The following is a 17,926-nucleotide window of genomic DNA, read 5'->3' as shown; positions in this document are numbered from 1 at the left end:
GTTAACCCCATGAATCAAACCGAACTGCTAGAAGAAACCCTCATCCTTGCCCGTAAAGCAGGCCAAGCGATAATGGGAATTTACGAAAAGGATTTTAACGTTGAGTACAAAGCCGATGAAAGCCCCGTAACCGACGCCGATTTAGCAGCTCATAAACTGATTGTGGCAGGGCTTCAACAGCTCACACCTGATATTCCAATACTCAGTGAAGAAAACGCCGACATAAGCTGGGATGTACGCCAAACGTGGAAAAGCTACTGGTTAGTTGACCCAATCGACGGCACTAAAGAATTTATTAAAAAGAACGGTGAATTTACCGTAAACATCGCCCTAATTAAAAACGGCATTCCTATTTTGGCCGTAGTTGATGCACCTGCCCTTGGTGTATCGTACTTAGCTGCCGAAGCCATTGGCGCATTTAAAGATAAAGGCGATGAGCGAATTGAGCTTAAGGTAACTACCAAACCTAACAAAGGGTTAATTCGAGTTGTAGGCAGCCGCTCGCACCCATCACCCGATTTAGCCGAGTTTGTGAAACGCTTTGATGAGGTTGAAATGGTGTCTAAAGGCAGCTCACTAAAACTGTGTTTAGTCGCTGAGGGCAGCGCCGATATTTACCCGCGCTTAGGTCCAACTTGCGAATGGGATACAGGCGCAGGCCACGCCATCGCCGAAATAGCCGGTGCAAAAGTCACTAAGCTTGATGGCAGCCCGCTTATTTATAACACCAAAGATGAATACTTAAATCCGTATTTTATTGTGAGTGCGGTGGAAGAGTAACAGCAGCTTTAAGTGGTTAGCTATCAGTTGTCAGCAAGACAAGTGATAGCCTGCATATTAAGTGCAATCTGGAGATATTAAATAAGCAGTGAGAGAACGGTTACTTTTTGAGGAGATAAAAGCATTTTTACCATCGGCCTTTAAAATTGTTTTCACTAGCCCACTCACTAAACTCACCTATTAGAATAGAAAATCCAGATTCTTCTATTTCTTGAAAAGATTCAGATTGCTCCCTAGTCACTCCATACTCCATTGCGCGGCGATAGATTTTGCGAGTTTTTACTAATAATGACTTTAACTCCTCAAAGTCATCCAGTGTTATATGCTCTGCATTAATTCCAATTGATTTAGCAAACCTAGGAAAATAAATATTAACCTCTTTCTTAGTAAAGTTTGGCGCAGTAAACTTCATTTTTGACCAAAACTCGGTTTCAAATTTTTCACAAACGAAATCAGATATACCAGAAGATAGCATTACATTCGCATTATATGGAGTAGAGCTGCTAAAGATTATTCCGTATATCTTAAAGGAATCTACCTCTATATCAAAAGTCGCAGATATTGAGGTTAGGTATTTCTGAAAATGATCTCGATGATTCAAGTAATTAGAGAAATTATTTTGATTTATACTTTGCTTAATTGTAATTGCTCGTTGTTCTGAACTATGGAACCTACTAACTGTTACCCCAAATATCAGACTTCCAGACGCAATCCAGAGAGGTAGTTTAAATATTGAAATAAAATTAGAATACGCGTCCGCTGTCCCTGACAACTTAAGCCTATCAATTAAGGGATACGCAAAGAACAAAGCTAAAATCAATGGTGATATAGTCGCCAACCAAAACAAAAAGTTTTTATGTAAGGCCTTTTCGCCATTGATGTGAAAGTAATTAGACAATTTCATAACTTCACCAATCTCCATTTAGTATTACAAATGCTTAACTAACCAACTTCATAAAGTTTTAGTACTGTGCTCAACATATAAAAAGTAGTTATATACAATTTACCATTTAGGATCAGGCCTTGTTTTTAGTTTAGGGAAAAGACAAAAAGTAATCTGTTCCTATTCTCTTATGATGCTACTAAACATTTGTTTCTAACTACTTGCCATTAATTGAACGCTTTTAAAACCGATAGCCTTTAACGATTTTGCTGGGCGATAAATGCAAGCGAGTGCTGATTGAATAAGTCAGGGCGCTCTACATTACAGACATGGCCGCAATGGTGAATAGTTTGCAGTACGCTGTTTTTATGGCGCTTTACCATTTCTTTAACTGGGCCAAGGAACATATGATCTTCCTTACCCATTATGTAAAGAATGGGTATATCAATGTCTTTTTCTTTGAAGTACTGCATTAAGGGGTTTACGTCCATGGCTAGTTTAAACCATTTTATAAACTCTTTTTGGCACAAGCGCTTTGCTTCACGAACAAATAAAAGTCGAGATTCTTTATGGCGCTTTTTAGGCATCATAATAAAAGCAAATAAGCGATACAGCCACATATAAGGCAAGAAGTGTTTAAAAGTATTACCTAAATAAACCAATGTATTACTGCGAGTATTAAAACGAGTAACCGCTCCACCTAGTACCATGCTAGAAACATATTGCGGCGCAATTTCAGCAATATTTCGAATGAGTATTGTGCCCAATGAAATACCAACAAAGTGTGCGCTGGTGATATTGTTATGATCTAACACATCGATAATGTCTTTAGAGACATTATTAAATGAATAATTATTATCAACAAAGTTTTGTACTAAGTTATTCGATTTACCGTGACCACGAAGATCTAGCAACAACACATTATATTCTTTTTTATAGGCTTTAAGCTGACGAAACCAAATTGCCGAACTACCACCTGCTCCATGGACAAATACAACCCATGTTTTACTGGTTTCGTGCGCAAAAGTAGTATGGAAAAGAATGTCTTTGCTCATTACAGTTAGCGGCCTATTTACTTCGTTTGGCATATTCAATTGCAGGAAGTATAACGGAGTTTAATAAAAATCTCCTATGAAGTTCAGATCAATGGCTTCTACTTAACAGCTTTTGAGAGCAGACTTTGATTTTTAAATGAAAACCAATAAAAAATGACCAGCCGCTATTTTTACGTTATGAGAACTGCCTATCTTAGATCTTGGCTTTGCTGCTGGCGTGACGCTATGGCGTGTTGGGTTTCGCTGCGCTCTAACCAACCTACTTTAAAATTATAATGTGGTGTTGGCGCTTAAGGGTTTGCTCACTTTTACACCGCTGTTTCGTATTCATGACACTTACCCTCCAATTTGGTCTAATTAATTAGTCTACAAATCCTCTCAAAACATGAAATTTTTAGCTAAAAACTATATTCTTGCGCGCGATTATTATTTAAATAATGGATAAATACACACATGACAACATCTCAAGATGCAACGCATTCAAATGCATCAACAACAGGTGCACACACACCTGCAAACACAACCACTTCTAAATGGAACCTGCACGATACGCAGTGGACTTTAAGTCTTTTTGGTACCGCCGTTGGTGCGGGTATTTTATTTTTACCTATTAACATTGGTATTGGCGGTTTTTGGCCGTTAATTATTTTGGCATGTTTAGCATTTCCAATGACCTTTTGTGCACATCGTGGATTAGCGCGTTTTGTACTGTCATCAAAAAATAAAGATGCTGATTTTACCGATGTAGTTGAAGAGCACTTTGGTGTGACTGCCGGGCGGTTAATCTCTTTATTGTACTTTTTATCTATATTCCCAATTTTGCTTATTTACGGTGTGGGCTTAACCAATACCGTTGATAGCTTTATGGTTAATCAAATGGGGATGGAATCACCTTCTCGCGTGTTGCTTTCAGGTGTATTAGTTGCAGGTATGATTAGCTTAATGATGGGCGGCGAGCGCTTAATGCTGCGTGCCTTTGCTATTTTAGTTTACCCGCTTGTGGGTATATTGTTCTTTTTATCACTTTATTTAATCCCAAGCTGGCAAATGCCAGATATGACACTGCCTGAAATGGGCAGCTTTGGTAAAACGTTGTGGTTATCGATTCCTATTATTGTGTTTTCGTTTAGCCACGCAGCGGCTATCTCAAGCTTTGTAAACGTGCAACGCGGTCACTACGGCGAGCAAGCTACACATAAGGCTGAGGCGATTTTAAAGCGCACTAGCTTACTACTTATTACCTTTGTACTATTATTTGTTTTCTCTTGCGTGCTGTCGCTTACAGGCGAGCAAATGGCCGCTGCTAAAGCCGCTAACGTATCGGTTTTATCCTACCTTGCTAATATTACTGATAACTCGTTTATTGCCACACTTGGGCCGCTTGTTGCCTTTATTGCTATTACATCGTCGTTTTTGGGTCACTTTTTAGGGGCACGTGAGAGCTTTACGGGTTTAGTAACTAAACAAACAAGCTTAAGCGCAAAAGCGGCTGATAAAATTGGTGTGTTAATTATGTTTTTAGCTATTTGGTTTTGCGCTGTTAAAAACCCAAGTATTTTAGACATGATGGATCAGTTATCGGGCCCTATCATCGCGATGATTTTATTCATCATGCCAATGATTGCAGTTTATAAAGTGCCTGCACTTCATAAATACCGCAACCGTTTAAGCACGCTATTTATATTAGCGGTTGGCTCACTTGCTGTATTTGCACTTATTTACAGCATGATTAATTAATACGCTATATATTCAAAAGCCCAGCTAAGTTAATTAGCTGGGCTTTTTTAGGCATAAAAAAATGGCGCTCACTGAGCGCCATTTTTAATTTAATTGGTTGCTATTATTCTGTATCTGGCAGGTTACGGCCATAGAATATTTCTTGCATTTCGCGAGTCAGCTTAGAGCGGATCTCGTCTTCTTCTTCATCCGATAACTCATCAGTAGAAAGGCCGAATAAATAGGTATTTAAGTCGGTTTCTTTTAACATCATTTTAGTATGGAACAGGTTTTCTTGATACACGTTCACGTCCATCATTTGGTACGCTTCTTTTGTATCTTCTGTCATGAAGTTTTGAATCGAGCTAATAGCATGATCAATGTAGTGCTTAACACCGTTTATGTCGCGGGTAAAACCACGAACGCGGTAGTCTATTGTTACTACGTCTGACTCAAGGCTATGAATTAAGAAGTTTAACGCTTTAAGTGGCGAAATAATGCCACAGGTAGATACTTCAATATCAGCACGGAATGTACAAATACCATCATCAGGGTGAGCTTCTGGGTATGTGTGTACACAAATATGGCTTTTATCTAGGTGTGCAACAACTGAATCAGGTAATGGGCCTGGTGCTTCGTCAGCATCGTAATTTTGCTGCTCTTCTACTGGTTCTTCTGAAACCAAAATAGTTACACTTGCGCCTTGCGGTTCATAATCTTGGCGCGCTACATTTAAAATGTTAGCACCAATAATATCAACAACTTCACCTAAAATATCGGTTAGTCTATCTGCACTGTACTGCTCATCGATATATTCAATATATTCTTTACGTTGTTGCTCGGTCTTTGCGTAACAAATATCATAAATACTAAAGCTTAAACTTTTGGTTAAATTGTTAAAGCCATGAAGTTTAAGTTTATCGAAGGGTTTGTTCATAATAAACCAACCTATAAATTAGTGGGTTCTGCACCTGCAGAATGAAAAGTTCGCGGATTTTATACGAATTTTCCTCGTGGAAAAAGCGTTATTTTGCTTGATCTTGCACAACTTCGTGGCTATGCGTAATTTCTACTGTTTTATCAAGCATTAATGCAACCGAGCAATACTTTTCAGCAGAGAGTGAAACTGCACGTGCAAGGTGCTTTTCAGACACATTATTGCCTTTAACAACAAAGTGTAAGTTGATTTTGGTAAACACGCGCGGTGCTGTTTCGGCGCGTTCTGCACAGAGTTGCACTTGTACGTCTGAAAAATCTTGTTTAGCTTTTTTTAAAATACTAACCACATCAACTGATGAGCAACAGCCAACTGACATTAAAACCATTTCCATTGGGCTTGGTGCTGCACTATCGCTGCCGCCATCAAACACAACATTGTGGTTAGAATTAGAACGGCCAATAAACGTATCGCCTTCAACCCATTTTACATTTGCTTGCATTGTTATATCTCAAAAAATATTTTCTTGATTGTAAGCAACTTAGCCGTAGTTGCAAATGAAAATGCAACGCAGGGCTATAAAATGGCTAAGATTGTTGTGCTAAAGCGCTATCAAAGAGGTTTTTCACTAAACCTGCAAATTCATCTATAAAGGCATGCTGTTCAACCGTGACAGGCTGTGAGGTGATGCTGCTGAGGACTTCTTCTAAATCGTAAACTATGCCATCAACTTCACGTACAATTTGACTACGCTGCTCTGTGTTGAGGTCTGTGTGCTGCTCGCAAATAAGCATCACATTTTGTGCAATAACGTCTTCGATTAATTCCATTACTGTTGGAGCGCCTGGTTTTATTTCGCCTGGCTTCTCAAACAATGCTAAATTTTGAGTTAGATACATGATCAAATCATCGTACCCTTGCCTATCTAAAACCATTATGCGAACCACCTAAATATATTTAATTATGCTGATTTAAGCAGAAAGAGTCGATAATTACTAGCCTTGTACGATAGCAATACAAAAAAAGCAGCCGAAGCTGCTTTTATAATAATTAAGTAGTATTACTACTTAATCTATTTTTAAGCCTGGGCTTAGTGTTGCTGGCATCGCTACTTTTTCAAGCTCTACTGAAGCAACTGGGTATGCACAGTAATCAGCTGCGTAATACGCGCTTGCTCTGTGATTGCCCGATGCGCCAATACCACCAAATGGTGCTGCGCTTGATGCGCCAGTAATTGGGCGGTTCCAGTTAACAATACCAGCGCGAATACGACGTAAAAAATGGTCGTAATCTGCTGTACTATCACTTAATAAACCAGCCGATAAACCAAAGGTTGTATCGTTTGCTTTATCAATGGCTTGGTCAAAGTCGTCAAAGCGGAATACTTTTAAAAGTGGTCCAAAATGTTCTTCATCTGGGAAATCACTAATATTTGTACACTCAATAATACCTGGTGTTACAAAACCGGTATTGGCTGTGTGCTCAAGCTCTACTAATACTTGAGCGCCAAGCTCAACAAGCTCGTTTTGCGCTTTAACCATGCCTGCAGCTGCCGCTGATGAGATCATAGAGCCCATAAATGGCTGGTCTGCATCATCGTAGTTGCCTACTTTAATCGCTTTAGTTGCAGTGATAAGGCGCTCTAAAATTGCATCGCCTTTGCTACCTTTAGGTAAAAACAATTTACGTGCACATGTACAACGCTGGCCGCTTGAGATAAACGCTGATTGAATAATATCGTGAACAACTGCTTTAGTGTCTTCAACGTCAGTAATAATAAGTGGATTATTACCACCCATTTCTAGCGCTAAAATTTTACCCGGTTGACCCGCAAACTGTTCATGTAAAATATGACCAGTACGCGAAGAACCCGTAAAGAACAAGCCATCAATCCCTTTGTGAGCAGCAAGGGCTTTACCCGTTTCTACTTCACCTTGAACTAGGTTAATTACACCAGCTGGTAAGCCTGCTTTTTCCCACAGTTTAAGCGTAAGCTCGGCAACTTTAGGAGTCAGTTCAGACGGTTTAAATACAACCGTGTTACCTGCTAAAAGCGCTGGCACAATGTGGCCATTAGGTAAGTGACCCGGAAAGTTATACGGACCAAATACGGCTACAACCCCATGTGGCTTATGACGAATCATCGCACGCCCAAGTGGCATTGCGTTTTCAACATCGCCAGTGCGCTCTAAAAATGCTTTTTCAGAAATGGCAATTTTACCAACCATAGCACCCGCTTCTGTGCGAGTTTCCCACAGTGGCTTACCTGTTTCTTGTGCGATAGTAATAGCGAGCTCTTCGCTGTTTTCTTTTAATTGCGCTGCGAATGCTTTAATTATTTCTAAACGCTCAGTAAAGCTTTTATCAGCCCATGCATAAAACGCTTCGCGCGCTGCATTTACTGCGGTGTCTACTTGCGCCGCAGTTGCTGATGATGCCTTCCAAATAACGTCGTTATTTGCAGGATTTACTGAATTAAATTCTGTGCCTTGGCCTTGTGACCATTGACCATTAATAAATTGTGCAGGATGAGTCATATACTTTCTCCTAAATTAAATCGTGGTTGCACTAACAATATCGCCAGTTTGCAAATGCAATGCATCTGCTACTTCTTGCGATAAAATAAGGCTTTTTGCGCGCTCGTCAAATGTCATTGGTGCAACGGTTGCTCTAAAATCTTCAAGCTTTTCGTTAGCTAGTAACACCATGGTGTCGCCAGTCATTTCGCCAATTTCAACGTTAAAGTTATTTGCATTACGAATCGTCGCAATGTTATCTACTTTTGCTTCAACCGTTGGGCCGCCGTCAAAAATGTCTACGTAGCCATTAAACGTAAAGCCTTCGCTTTTTAATAACTCGATTGCTGGGCGTGTGTTGTCGTGTACTTTACCTATTACGGCTTGCGCATCTTTACTCAGCAAATTTACATAAATTGGGTATTTAGGCATTAGTTCAGCAATGAAAACCTTTTGGCCAATACCTGTTAGGTAGTCAGCTGTTGGAAAATCCATTGAGAAAAAGTGCTCTTCAAGCCACTGCCAAAAAGGGCTACTGCCGTTTTCGTCAGACACACCGCGCATTTCTGCAATCACTGTTTGTGCAAAACGCTCTTGATGCTGCTTTATAAACATAAAGCGCGCTTTTGAAAGTAGCTTACCGTTACAATTTTTACGATAGCCATCTTTTAAAAACAATGTGCAAAGCTCTGTAGCGCCTGTGTAGTCGTTACATAGCGTTAAAATATCAACCGCTTTGTATACGTCTAATGTGCGCGAAGAGTGAATCACTTTACTTAAGTGATAATGATAAAATGCATCATCAAGCCCTACCGCAGCTTCAATTGCAGATGTTCCTACAACGTCACCGGTTTCGCTATCTTCAAGAACAAACAGGTAGCCTTCGTCACCGGGTTGTGACGTTTGTTTAGCAAAAGAGCTTACTGAATGGTCTATTTTCTTTTGCAATAGTTCTTCGTTTAATGGCAAAGACGTAAAACCATGCCCAGATTCGTGGGCAATTTTCAGTAATGCTGAGTAATCATTTTGCTGGATTGGGCGAAGGATCATCATGAGTCCGCTTGCTCCCTTATAAATAACGGTAAATAGGAATTGCAGGGCAAGCGGTGCTTGCCCTTAATTGGTTGGCTTACGTCGCTTATGCGTTTACTACGCTTGCTACTGCTTTTTCAAAGCGTGCCATACCTTCGCGAATGTCCGCTTCAGGAATTACTAAAGATGGAGTGAAACGTACTACGTCTGCACCGGCAACTAGTGACATAAGGCCTTGCTCAGTACCTGCCACTAAAAACTCTTTTGCACGACCTTTGTATTGCTCGTTCACTACTGCACCAATTAATAAACCTTGGCCACGGATTTCGCTAAATACGTTGTATTTTTCGTTAACCGCGCTAAGTAGCTCATTAAATAATGCGGCTTTTTCTTTTACGCCAGCCAGTACTTCTGGGGTATTTACTGTATCAAATGCAGCTTCTGCAACAGCACACGCAAGCGGGTTACCGCCATAAGTAGAACCATGTGTGCCTACTTTAAGGTGCTGTGCAATTTCAGTTGTTGTGATCATAGCGCCAATAGGAAAACCGCCGCCAAGTGCTTTAGCCGAAGTTAAAATATCAGGTACTACGTTTAAGCCTTGGTATGCGTATAAATCGCCAGTACGGCCAACACCTGTTTGAACTTCATCAAAAATAAGCAGTGCGTTATGTTTAGTACATAAATCGCGAACACCTTGAGCAAACTCATCAGTTGGTGAAACAATACCGCCTTCACCCTGTAGAGGTTCCATCATTACGGCACATGTTTTGTCGCTAATAAGTGCTTCAAATGCAGCAAGGTCATTGTAATCGCAATGTACAATGTCGCCAGGCTTAGGACCAAAACCATCTGAATATGCAGCTTGGCCGCCAACAGTTACGGTAAAGAATGTACGACCGTGGAAACCTTTGTTGAACGCGATAATTTGTGATTTTTCTGCGCCAAATTTATCAAGTGCAAAACGACGCGCTAATTTAAGTGCTGCTTCGTTTGCTTCTGCGCCAGAGTTGGCAAAGTAAACTTTTTCAGCAAATGTCGCATCAACCATTTTTTTAGCTAGGCGAAGTGCCGGCTCATTGGTCATTACGTTAGATAGATGCCAGATTTTTTCGCCTTGCTCTTTTAATGCGCCTACTAATGCAGGGTGGCAATGGCCAAGACAGTTAACTGCAATACCACCAGCAAAGTCGATAAACTCTCGACCTTGTTGATCCCATACGCGAGAGCCTTCGCCTCGAACAGGAATTACGCTTGAAGGTGCGTAGTTAGGAACCATTACGTGATCAAATAATTCGCGATTGACTGTCATTTTATTTCCTCTTAATTGTGAGCAACACAAAACATCAAAATAGGTGTTTGGTTAATATTTGTAACCAACTTTATAGGCAAGATCAGTAACCTGATAATTGCGCAAAATTGCTTTGTGGTTCAATTTTCAGACGCACATTATTTCAGAATTACTTATATCTGTCTCGTTAAAAACTTTCATGTATCCCTTGAAAATAAAGGGCTAAAGATATTATTTCATAGATAGTGAATAACTATTTGCATAGCTATTTATGCTTATTTTTAGGCAACTAACCGCATGAGTACAGAGGCGCACACGCTTTAATCGGCAAATATGTAATATAACAATAAGATGAGAATGAATGGTTAGTCGCAAAAAAATTAACAAAAAATTCAGATTTTAGTCAATTTGAATAGCTAAATTGGTAAAATTACTCGATTGGAGGGTTTTTAGTTCCGTTTTAGTGAACTTAAAGTGCGAAAACCAGCTTAGAGCTTCATCAGGTTCAATAAGTTGATGTTCTTTTAAATTAAGATATTGAGAATAGCACCGTGCCTTTAGCATTACTTCTGTTAATGGCAGTAATGTATCGCCCTTATCTACCCCATTTACTAGCTGCTGCATTACCCCTTTAAACGGTAAATATTTAAAAGCCATTTTGTCTATTACCTTAGCGCTTACTTCTATCGATTTATTGCTAAGTAGAGTAGTTAAAAATAGCGGGTCGGGCTGAAGCTCTAATAATGCGGTGTGTAAATCTTTTTGGTTTTCATTTCGGGCTAGCTGTACTTTACGTTGCCATATTTGCTCAAACGTTTTTAAGTACAAGCGCACTAATGCAATTCGCCCTACATCTAAAAGCATCCCAAGGGTAAATGCATGAACGTCATTTACATTATTAATTTGTGCAATTTTTTGCGCAGCAATGGCGTTTGCCATGGCACTGTCACGTAAACGACGTTTTAATAACGAAAATGGTTCGGTGCTATGTGGCATCCAATGGCGGGCAGCAAATGTAGGAATAACTAGCTGTAAGTTATCAAGGCCAATATAACGAAGGGCGAGCGATGGCTTATCTACTTTTACAGACGTGTTTTTACTACGTTGATTACGATAGTAAGGTAAATTAACGAGCGTTACTAACTCCCTACCCAACCAGCTTATATCATTAACCAGTGGCTCTAAACGCCCTACCGACGCTGACTTTACAGCTAATATATCGAGTATATTGGCAATACCATCTTCAATACCTATGGTGCTATGAATTACGCCATCTATATCTTCGAGCTGCTTATATATAGCTGTTTCAATTGTTTTGTGCAGCTGTTCACTCGCTTGAGCGCGGTACTTATGATGTGCAGTACTACTTTGCTGGCGTTTATTCTGTGCGGCCACTTCAACCTGAAGCAAGGTGCGCTGCTTCATGGGTTCGCCGTAATCTATATCTAATGTATGAATGAAACCAATTTGCTGATGCGCAAAGCTATGCCCAAGCAATAAGTCATGAGCTCGTTGGCTTAGTATTTTGGCAGTACGCTGCTGGGCTACAAGTTCAGTCATGACATCCATTAATAAAGTATAAAATGCTATGTGTATTATAACATTAGAAGCGAGTTAAAAAGTTATCAAGCAGCTCCAAGCCTTGAGCAGTTAAAATAGCTTCGGGGTGAAACTGCACACCTTCGATAGCAAGTTCATTGTGTAACAACCCCATAATTTCGTCAAACTCTCCTTGCTCAGTTTGAGTCCATGCGGTTACTTCAAGCTCTTTAGGCAAAGTTTGCGCTTTAACCACTAAAGAATGATAACGACATACCGTTAACGGATTAGCTAAGCCTTTAAACACCCCTTTATTAGTATGAACTATGGGTGATGTTTTACCGTGCATTACTTTTTTAGCACGAATTACATCTCCTCCTAAAGCTTGCGCGATAGTTTGATGTCCCAAGCAAATTCCTAAAATAGGATATTGCCCTTTTAGTTGCTCAACAACATTTAGTGAAATACCCGCTTCGTTAGGGGTGCATGGCCCTGGCGATAACACGATGTGCTGCGGGTTTAACTGTTTTATTTGTGCAATGCTTAGCTCATCATTACGTTTTACTAAAACGTCTTGATCTAAACGCTGAAAATATTGCACTAAGTTGTAAGTAAACGAATCGTAGTTATCGATCATTAACAGCATTACACAACAGACCTTATAAATTATTGACCACTACTTTACACAAGTGGTACTAAGCGCTGCATTCTACCACTATTAATTAACCAACATAAATTAGCAAAAAGCGTTAAAAATTAACTCTTTTAGCTAAAATGCTTAAAAGCCTTTAGCGGGTATTGGTTTACTAACTTGAACTCTGGTTAAGAGATTTACTAACGTATTGAATCATGATGATATTTAAATTTATTTTCTCTAGCCAGAGATTCCTTGCACCTTGAACAATAATATCGAACCCTAAGCTTTTTACGATTAGTTAATACACCTACGTAGGCTGTATACCCCAACAATAAATTATTGACCTCTAAAGTACGTGCATTTATTGATCGCACTATTAAATACTTTGGTGAAATGCCTTACTGAGCAAAATAAACAGATTGCTTGTGCTACATCAAATTAGTGGCTCGATGGTTGAATTATATCTATGTAAGCCCCAGTGTATTATATGAAAGGCAGTAATCCACTTATACAACTCACTTACTTGTGAGCTCATTTATATCCTACTAAGGAGCGAATATGTTAGGCGAAGATCACTCATTAACAAATGACTTTCCAGAGTACTTAAAGACCATTGCCGAGTTAAATGAAAGCGATACTGAATTTGCAAAAAAAGCAGATAAGTACGACAAGCTAGATAAAGAGGTTAGAGTGTTAGAGCTCAAAGATGCGCCCATAAGCGATGAACAAATGCATCTATTAAAACACGAACGTACAGAACTAAAAGATTGGCTATACGAACGCTTGCAGCAAGAGCAGTAATGCAACTAAAAAAAGAGCTCACTGATGAGGTGAGCTCTTTAGATCAACAATGGGTATTTTCTCTAAAACTTTACAAAGCCACCCACAGGTTTCATAAATACACTGCTTGGGCCTGCAAAGGCTTGTGCAAACTCTTCTGATAATTGACTAAATACCCTTACTTTATCCATATCAACTACGCTTAAAAATAGTGGGCCACTTTCGCCCCAACCAGCAAGATGCGCTTTAGCAGCATCTTCATCTTGGTAACGCTCGTAAATATGTACATTGCGCTTGTCTTCACTTACTGTCCACTCATACATTAAAGTGCCCGCTTCACTTTTAGCCAAAGTAACTAATTGTGCCATTACCAGTAAAAACTCATCGTATTTACCTTCTTTAATTTGGCCTTGTACTGTCCAGGTAACATGATCTTTCATTATGCTTTACCCAATTTAAGCTGTGCTAAAATACTGTCTAACGTATCTACTAGTTGTTGATTTTTAGCATTATCAAGTGCATCAACATGAGGAGGCGCAAAGCGTCCTGTATCGTTATCAAAATACAGGCCTGCGGCATCTTTAAATTCATCACTAAGCGCTGCGCGACAAAAAATATCTGCGCCAATTTTTAAATCCCCACCATCTATACCGTAAGCGTCTTTTACCATTTTGCTTCCCAGTAATGATTTAGGGTTTACCGATACAACTAATGGCCCAGTATCTTTAAGCTCAAGCCCTAAATGACGCGACCACATAGTAATAGCCAATTTACTTTGTGCATAAGCCGCACTATCAGAAAGTTCAGTGTTACCTATAAGTGCATTTAAGTTAACGCTTGATTGCGCAGCTGATGATACATTAACCACTCGCGAATCATGACCAAGGACAGATAACAATAGTTTTGTAAGAAGATATGGCGCAATCGTGTTTACAACAAAGCGAGCATCAAGGCCATCAATTGTTGTAGCATCAACTAATTGATAAACGCCTGCATTATTAATAAGTACGTCAAGCTGGTTATTATTTTCGGCCAAATCGGCTAATACATATTTTGCCAAAGTTTGAACTTGGCTCATATCGCTTAAATCAGCAATATAAGTATGTGTACTTGCATTTGGGTATTGCTCGGTTAAAGCTACTTGTAGCGCATTGAGCTTTGCTTGGCTGCGGCCATGTAATAATACGGTGTGACCTTGTGCTAATAACATCTTTGCCGTTTCTAGCCCAATGCCATCGGTTGCGCCGGTAAGTAAAATTGTTTTGTTCGTGTTGATCTCTCCTTACTTTATTTTCGCTATATTAGCACCCCGACTTACTGCTGATAATTAGGCTAATAGTTGAATCAGTTTATAGAATTAATTGATAAAGCTAAGCCTATGTTAGTTAATATAAAAGCATTCCTTTAAAAGGCAGATGAGTGTTTAAGCTGAATATTTTTTATGCTTTTATTTGAATTACTCAGCAATCATAACTATTGTTTTTAAACCACCTTAATAGTAGTATTTATCATATAAATACACTTTTCGAGAAATAACATGAAAGTTTTAGTTACTGGCGGCATGGGTTACATAGGTAGCCACACATGTATTGCATTGCATGAAGCAGGTATTACGCCTGTTATTTATGATAACTTGTCTAATGCAAGTGCGCGGGTACTTGACCAACTCGAAAAGATTACGGGTACTCGGTTTGAGTTTATTTTGGGCGACATACAAGACGAGCAACAGTTTAAGCTCGCTCTAAAACACACTAAAGCCGAAGCTGTTTTTCACTTTGCAGCTTTAAAAGCCGTTGGCGAATCTACCGAGCAACCGCTGCGTTATTATCAAAATAACGTGTCGGGCACATTAAGCATGCTACAAAACATGCAAGATGAAGGCGTTAACCATATTATATTTAGCTCATCGGCTACAGTATACGGCGAGCCAGACTACCTCCCTATTGACGAAAAGCACCCTATACGCGCAACGAACCCTTATGGTTGGACTAAAGTCATGGTTGAACAAGCCATGCAAGACGTATGTAATGCCAACAGTCAATTTATGGGTATTGCGCTTCGTTACTTTAACCCAGTAGGTGCACACCCAAGTGGTTTATTAGGTGAAAGTCCTAATGGTATTCCTAATAACTTAATGCCATTTATTGCCCAAACTGCAGTAGGTAAACGTGACGTGGTTAATATTTTTGGTGACGACTACGACACCGAAGATGGCACAGGTGTGCGCGACTATATTCATGTTTTAGATTTAGCTAAAGGTCATGTTGCGGCATTTATGCAGCATAAAACAGATACCGCATTTCATGCTTACAACTTAGGCACAGGGCAAGGTTATTCTGTGCTTGATATGATCAACGCATTTAGCGCATCAGCCAATAAAGATATTCCGTATAAGATTGCACCGCGCCGAGCAGGTGATATTGCCTGTAACTACGCCGATGCTACAAAAGCGCAAAACACACTTAACTGGTACGCAGAACTAACACTTAGCGACATGACAAACGACACATGGCGCTGGCAAACTAATTACCCAAGTGGGTTGGAGAGTTAACATGGCTTTATTAGAAAGTACTCACAGACGTAAAAATCCGCTAACGGGTCGTTGGGTATTAGTGTCACCACATCGTAATAACCGCCCATGGTTAGGCGCAACAGAAGCCGTTAACGAAAACGTATTACCAAAACACGATGAAAGCTGCCCACTTTGCCCAAGTAATACCCGTGCAAATGGCGACAGTAACCCAGATTATAAATACACACACGTATTTAGAAATGACTTTGGTGCACTCACACCTAATGCCAGCGAGCAATTACAAAGCTTAGAGTCAGACAGTGATTTATTTATTGCCGACGAAGCCAGTGGCGAATGCCGCGTAATTTGTTTTTCTCCAGAGCATAATAAAACACTACCAGAGCTTAGCCAAAACGCATTGCACGAAGTAGTGAAAACCTGGAAACAAAATTACACAGAGCTTGCACAGCAGTACGAATGCGTACAAGTTTTTGAAAATAAAGGCGAGATAATGGGTTGTTCGCAACCTCATCCTCACGGCCAAGTATGGGCCCACTCGCATTTATCAACCGAAATAGAAGCCGAAGATACCCAGCAGCTTGCTTATTATAAAAAGCATGGCACAGCTATGCTTGCCGATTACGCACAAAAAGAGCAAGCAGATCAAACACGTGTTGTATTTGAAAACGAACATTGGCTTGTTGTTGTGCCATTTTGGGCTGCGTGGCCGTTTGAAACAATGCTAGTAACTAAAGATAATATTCAAAACTTTAGCCAGCTAAACGATGTCCAAACCGACTCTTTGGCACAGGCACTTAAAGTATTAACCACTAAGTACGACAACGTATTTAATTGCAGCTTCCCATACTCAATGGGATGGCACAATGCACCGGCTAACAGAGGCTCTGATGAGCAACATTGGCGTTTGCATGCCCATTTTTATCCGCCGCTACTTCGCTCTGCTACTGTTAAAAAACACATGGTAGGCTACGAAATGCTAGGCGAAAGCCAACGCGATTTAAGCGCAGAAACCGCTGCTTCTATTTTAAAAGCAGCCAGTACAACACACTATAAAGATACAGCAGGACACACAGATGAAGCTTAACGAATTCCAACAACAATTTTTGTCACTGTATGGTGCGCCTGCTCAAGGTATTGCAGCAGCACCGGGGCGTGTAAACCTTATTGGCGAATTTACCGACTACAACGACGGTTTTGTTTTACCCTGTTCGTTAGAGTTTCGTACCCAAGTGATGTTTAAAGAGCGCGACGACAATATTATTACTGTGCATTCTTTAAATTACCCAGGCGAAAAAGACAGCTTTAGTGTTGATGAAGAAATCACTGAAGGCCAGTCGCAATGGGGTAACTACATTCGTGCTGTTACTTATGTTCTTAAAAGAGCGGGCTACACACTGCGTGGTGCCGACCTACTAATTGACAGCAACTTACCGCAAGGTAGTGGCTTGTCGTCATCGGCCGCACTAGAAGTTGCTGTAGGCGGTATGTTTAACCATATTGCACAGCTTGGTTTACCGCCAGAGCAAATTGCGCTATTTGGCCAAGAAGCCGAAAACGACTTTATGCATTGCCAATGCGGCATTATGGATCAGCTTATTTCAGCTAAAGGCGAGAACGGTCATGCACTATTAATCGACTGTGAAAACCTCGCAACTAAATCAGTTAAAGTTCCTGATGATTTAAATATTGTTATTGTTAATTCAAACTACCCGCGTAAGTTGGTTGATAGCGAATACAACCAGCGCCGCATTGACTGCGAACAAGCTGCTGTAAAAATGGGTGTAGAAACACTTCGCCAAGCCACCATGGCTGGCCTGCAAGCAGTAAAAGCGACATTAAGCGAAAACGAATATAAACGTGCACACCACGTAATTAGCGAAAACGACCGTGTAATTGCAGCAACTACTGCACTACAAAATAACGATATGGATGCACTTCGTACGCTAATGGCTGCATCGCATCAATCACTTAAACACGACTTTGAAGTAACCGTACCTGCAACCGATGGCCTAGTAGAAATTTGTAAAGAAGCGATGGGCGAGCTTGGCGCAGTTCGTATGACAGGTGGCGGCTTTGGTGGCGCAATTGTATGTTTGTGTCGTGATGCTGAAGTACCTCTTATTAAAGCAGCGGTAGAAAAGCATTACTTTGAACGCTTTAATTTAAATGCTGATATTTACGTATGTTCAGCGGGTTCAGGATTACAAATTACGTCTTTTTAAATAAA

At 40.2% G+C, this 17,926-nt stretch carries 18 protein-coding genes; 6 read left to right on the top strand and 12 right to left on the bottom strand.

Going from position 1 to position 17,926, the window contains the following annotated elements; all coding sequences use genetic code 11:
• Window positions 1-9 precede the first annotated feature (9 nt).
• On the top strand, window positions 10-780 hold the full coding sequence (cysQ, locus tag H5120_RS08500) for a 3'(2'),5'-bisphosphate nucleotidase CysQ (RefSeq protein ID WP_002958869.1): 771 nt from the start codon (window positions 10-12) through the stop codon (window positions 778-780).
• A gap of 127 nt (window positions 781-907) precedes the next feature.
• Here the strand turns inward: cysQ and H5120_RS08495 are convergent, their stop codons facing one another.
• Both H5120_RS08495 and H5120_RS08490 read right to left on the bottom strand, forming a co-directional pair.
• A complete protein-coding gene (locus tag H5120_RS08495; RefSeq protein ID WP_182674099.1) occupies window positions 908-1,684 on the bottom strand; it encodes a hypothetical protein in 777 nt (258 codons plus the stop codon).
• Window positions 1,685-1,920: 236 nt separating this feature from the next.
• Complete coding sequence (locus H5120_RS08490; protein ID WP_182674104.1) at window positions 1,921-2,718, bottom strand: alpha/beta fold hydrolase; 798 nt, start codon at window positions 2,716-2,718, stop codon at window positions 1,921-1,923.
• 453 nt (window positions 2,719-3,171) lie between these two features.
• On the opposite strand from H5120_RS08490, the gene H5120_RS08485 reads away from it, so the two are divergent.
• Window positions 3,172-4,455 carry an aromatic amino acid transport family protein gene (locus tag H5120_RS08485; RefSeq protein ID WP_182674098.1) on the top strand — a complete coding sequence of 428 codons (1,284 nt, stop codon included), beginning with the start codon at window positions 3,172-3,174 and terminating at the stop codon, window positions 4,453-4,455.
• Between the two features lie 103 nt (window positions 4,456-4,558).
• Here H5120_RS08485 and speD read toward each other — a convergent pair whose 3' ends face one another.
• From speD to H5120_RS08445, 8 genes are all read right to left on the bottom strand, one after another.
• Entirely contained in the window at window positions 4,559-5,371 is an 813-nt protein-coding gene (speD, locus tag H5120_RS08480) for an adenosylmethionine decarboxylase (protein WP_024597058.1), read from the bottom strand.
• Between the two features lie 88 nt (window positions 5,372-5,459).
• Entirely contained in the window at window positions 5,460-5,873 is a 414-nt protein-coding gene (locus H5120_RS08475; RefSeq protein WP_182674097.1) for an OsmC family protein, read from the bottom strand.
• An 85-nt stretch (window positions 5,874-5,958) separates the two neighbouring features.
• Window positions 5,959-6,306: a DUF3802 family protein gene (locus H5120_RS08470; protein WP_002958862.1), complete on the bottom strand. Its 348-nt coding sequence runs from the start codon at window positions 6,304-6,306 to the stop codon at window positions 5,959-5,961.
• Between the two features lie 132 nt (window positions 6,307-6,438).
• Complete coding sequence (gene astD / locus H5120_RS08465; protein ID WP_182674096.1) at window positions 6,439-7,908, bottom strand: succinylglutamate-semialdehyde dehydrogenase; 1,470 nt, start codon at window positions 7,906-7,908, stop codon at window positions 6,439-6,441.
• A gap of 15 nt (window positions 7,909-7,923) precedes the next feature.
• Entirely contained in the window at window positions 7,924-8,940 is a 1,017-nt protein-coding gene (gene astA, locus H5120_RS08460) for an arginine N-succinyltransferase (protein WP_002958860.1), read from the bottom strand.
• Window positions 8,941-9,025: 85 nt separating this feature from the next.
• Window positions 9,026-10,231: an aspartate aminotransferase family protein gene (locus H5120_RS08455; RefSeq protein ID WP_002958859.1), complete on the bottom strand. Its 1,206-nt coding sequence runs from the start codon at window positions 10,229-10,231 to the stop codon at window positions 9,026-9,028.
• A 378-nt stretch (window positions 10,232-10,609) separates the two neighbouring features.
• Entirely contained in the window at window positions 10,610-11,770 is a 1,161-nt protein-coding gene (locus H5120_RS08450) for an HDOD domain-containing protein (RefSeq protein ID WP_002958858.1), read from the bottom strand.
• A 43-nt stretch (window positions 11,771-11,813) separates the two neighbouring features.
• On the bottom strand, window positions 11,814-12,395 hold the full coding sequence (locus H5120_RS08445) for an aminodeoxychorismate/anthranilate synthase component II (protein WP_024596662.1): 582 nt from the start codon (window positions 12,393-12,395) through the stop codon (window positions 11,814-11,816).
• A 549-nt stretch (window positions 12,396-12,944) separates the two neighbouring features.
• On the opposite strand from H5120_RS08445, the gene H5120_RS08440 reads away from it, so the two are divergent.
• The gene (locus H5120_RS08440; RefSeq protein ID WP_182674095.1) at window positions 12,945-13,187 is read left to right on the top strand and encodes a YdcH family protein; all 243 of its coding nucleotides are present in this window, start codon (window positions 12,945-12,947) and stop codon (window positions 13,185-13,187) included.
• A gap of 62 nt (window positions 13,188-13,249) precedes the next feature.
• Here H5120_RS08440 and H5120_RS08435 read toward each other — a convergent pair whose 3' ends face one another.
• Complete coding sequence (locus tag H5120_RS08435) at window positions 13,250-13,606, bottom strand: putative quinol monooxygenase (protein ID WP_182674094.1); 357 nt, start codon at window positions 13,604-13,606, stop codon at window positions 13,250-13,252.
• Window positions 13,606-14,442, bottom strand: coding sequence for an SDR family NAD(P)-dependent oxidoreductase (locus tag H5120_RS08430; protein WP_182674103.1), 837 nt, complete (start codon window positions 14,440-14,442; stop codon window positions 13,606-13,608). The genes H5120_RS08435 and H5120_RS08430 overlap by 1 nt, the downstream gene beginning before the upstream one ends.
• A gap of 261 nt (window positions 14,443-14,703) precedes the next feature.
• On the opposite strand from H5120_RS08430, the gene galE reads away from it, so the two are divergent.
• Genes galE through galK form a run of 3 tightly spaced genes read left to right on the top strand, consistent with a single transcriptional unit; the run spans window position 14,704 to window position 17,921 of the window.
• Window positions 14,704-15,717, top strand: coding sequence for a UDP-glucose 4-epimerase GalE (galE, locus tag H5120_RS08425; RefSeq protein ID WP_149601995.1), 1,014 nt, complete (start codon window positions 14,704-14,706; stop codon window positions 15,715-15,717).
• 1 nt (window position 15,718) lies between these two features.
• The gene (locus H5120_RS08420) at window positions 15,719-16,783 is read left to right on the top strand and encodes a UDP-glucose--hexose-1-phosphate uridylyltransferase (protein ID WP_182674093.1); all 1,065 of its coding nucleotides are present in this window, start codon (window positions 15,719-15,721) and stop codon (window positions 16,781-16,783) included.
• On the top strand, window positions 16,773-17,921 hold the full coding sequence (gene galK, locus H5120_RS08415) for a galactokinase (RefSeq protein ID WP_182674092.1): 1,149 nt from the start codon (window positions 16,773-16,775) through the stop codon (window positions 17,919-17,921). Before H5120_RS08420 ends, galK begins: the two co-directional genes overlap by 11 nt.
• Window positions 17,922-17,926 lie beyond the last annotated feature (5 nt).

The organism is Pseudoalteromonas sp. SR43-2 (genome assembly GCF_014163885.1).
Classification (GTDB): domain Bacteria; phylum Pseudomonadota; class Gammaproteobacteria; order Enterobacterales; family Alteromonadaceae; genus Pseudoalteromonas; species Pseudoalteromonas distincta.
Note: the sequence above shows the minus strand (reverse complement) of the source record. Positions and strands in the feature narration are given on the sequence as shown.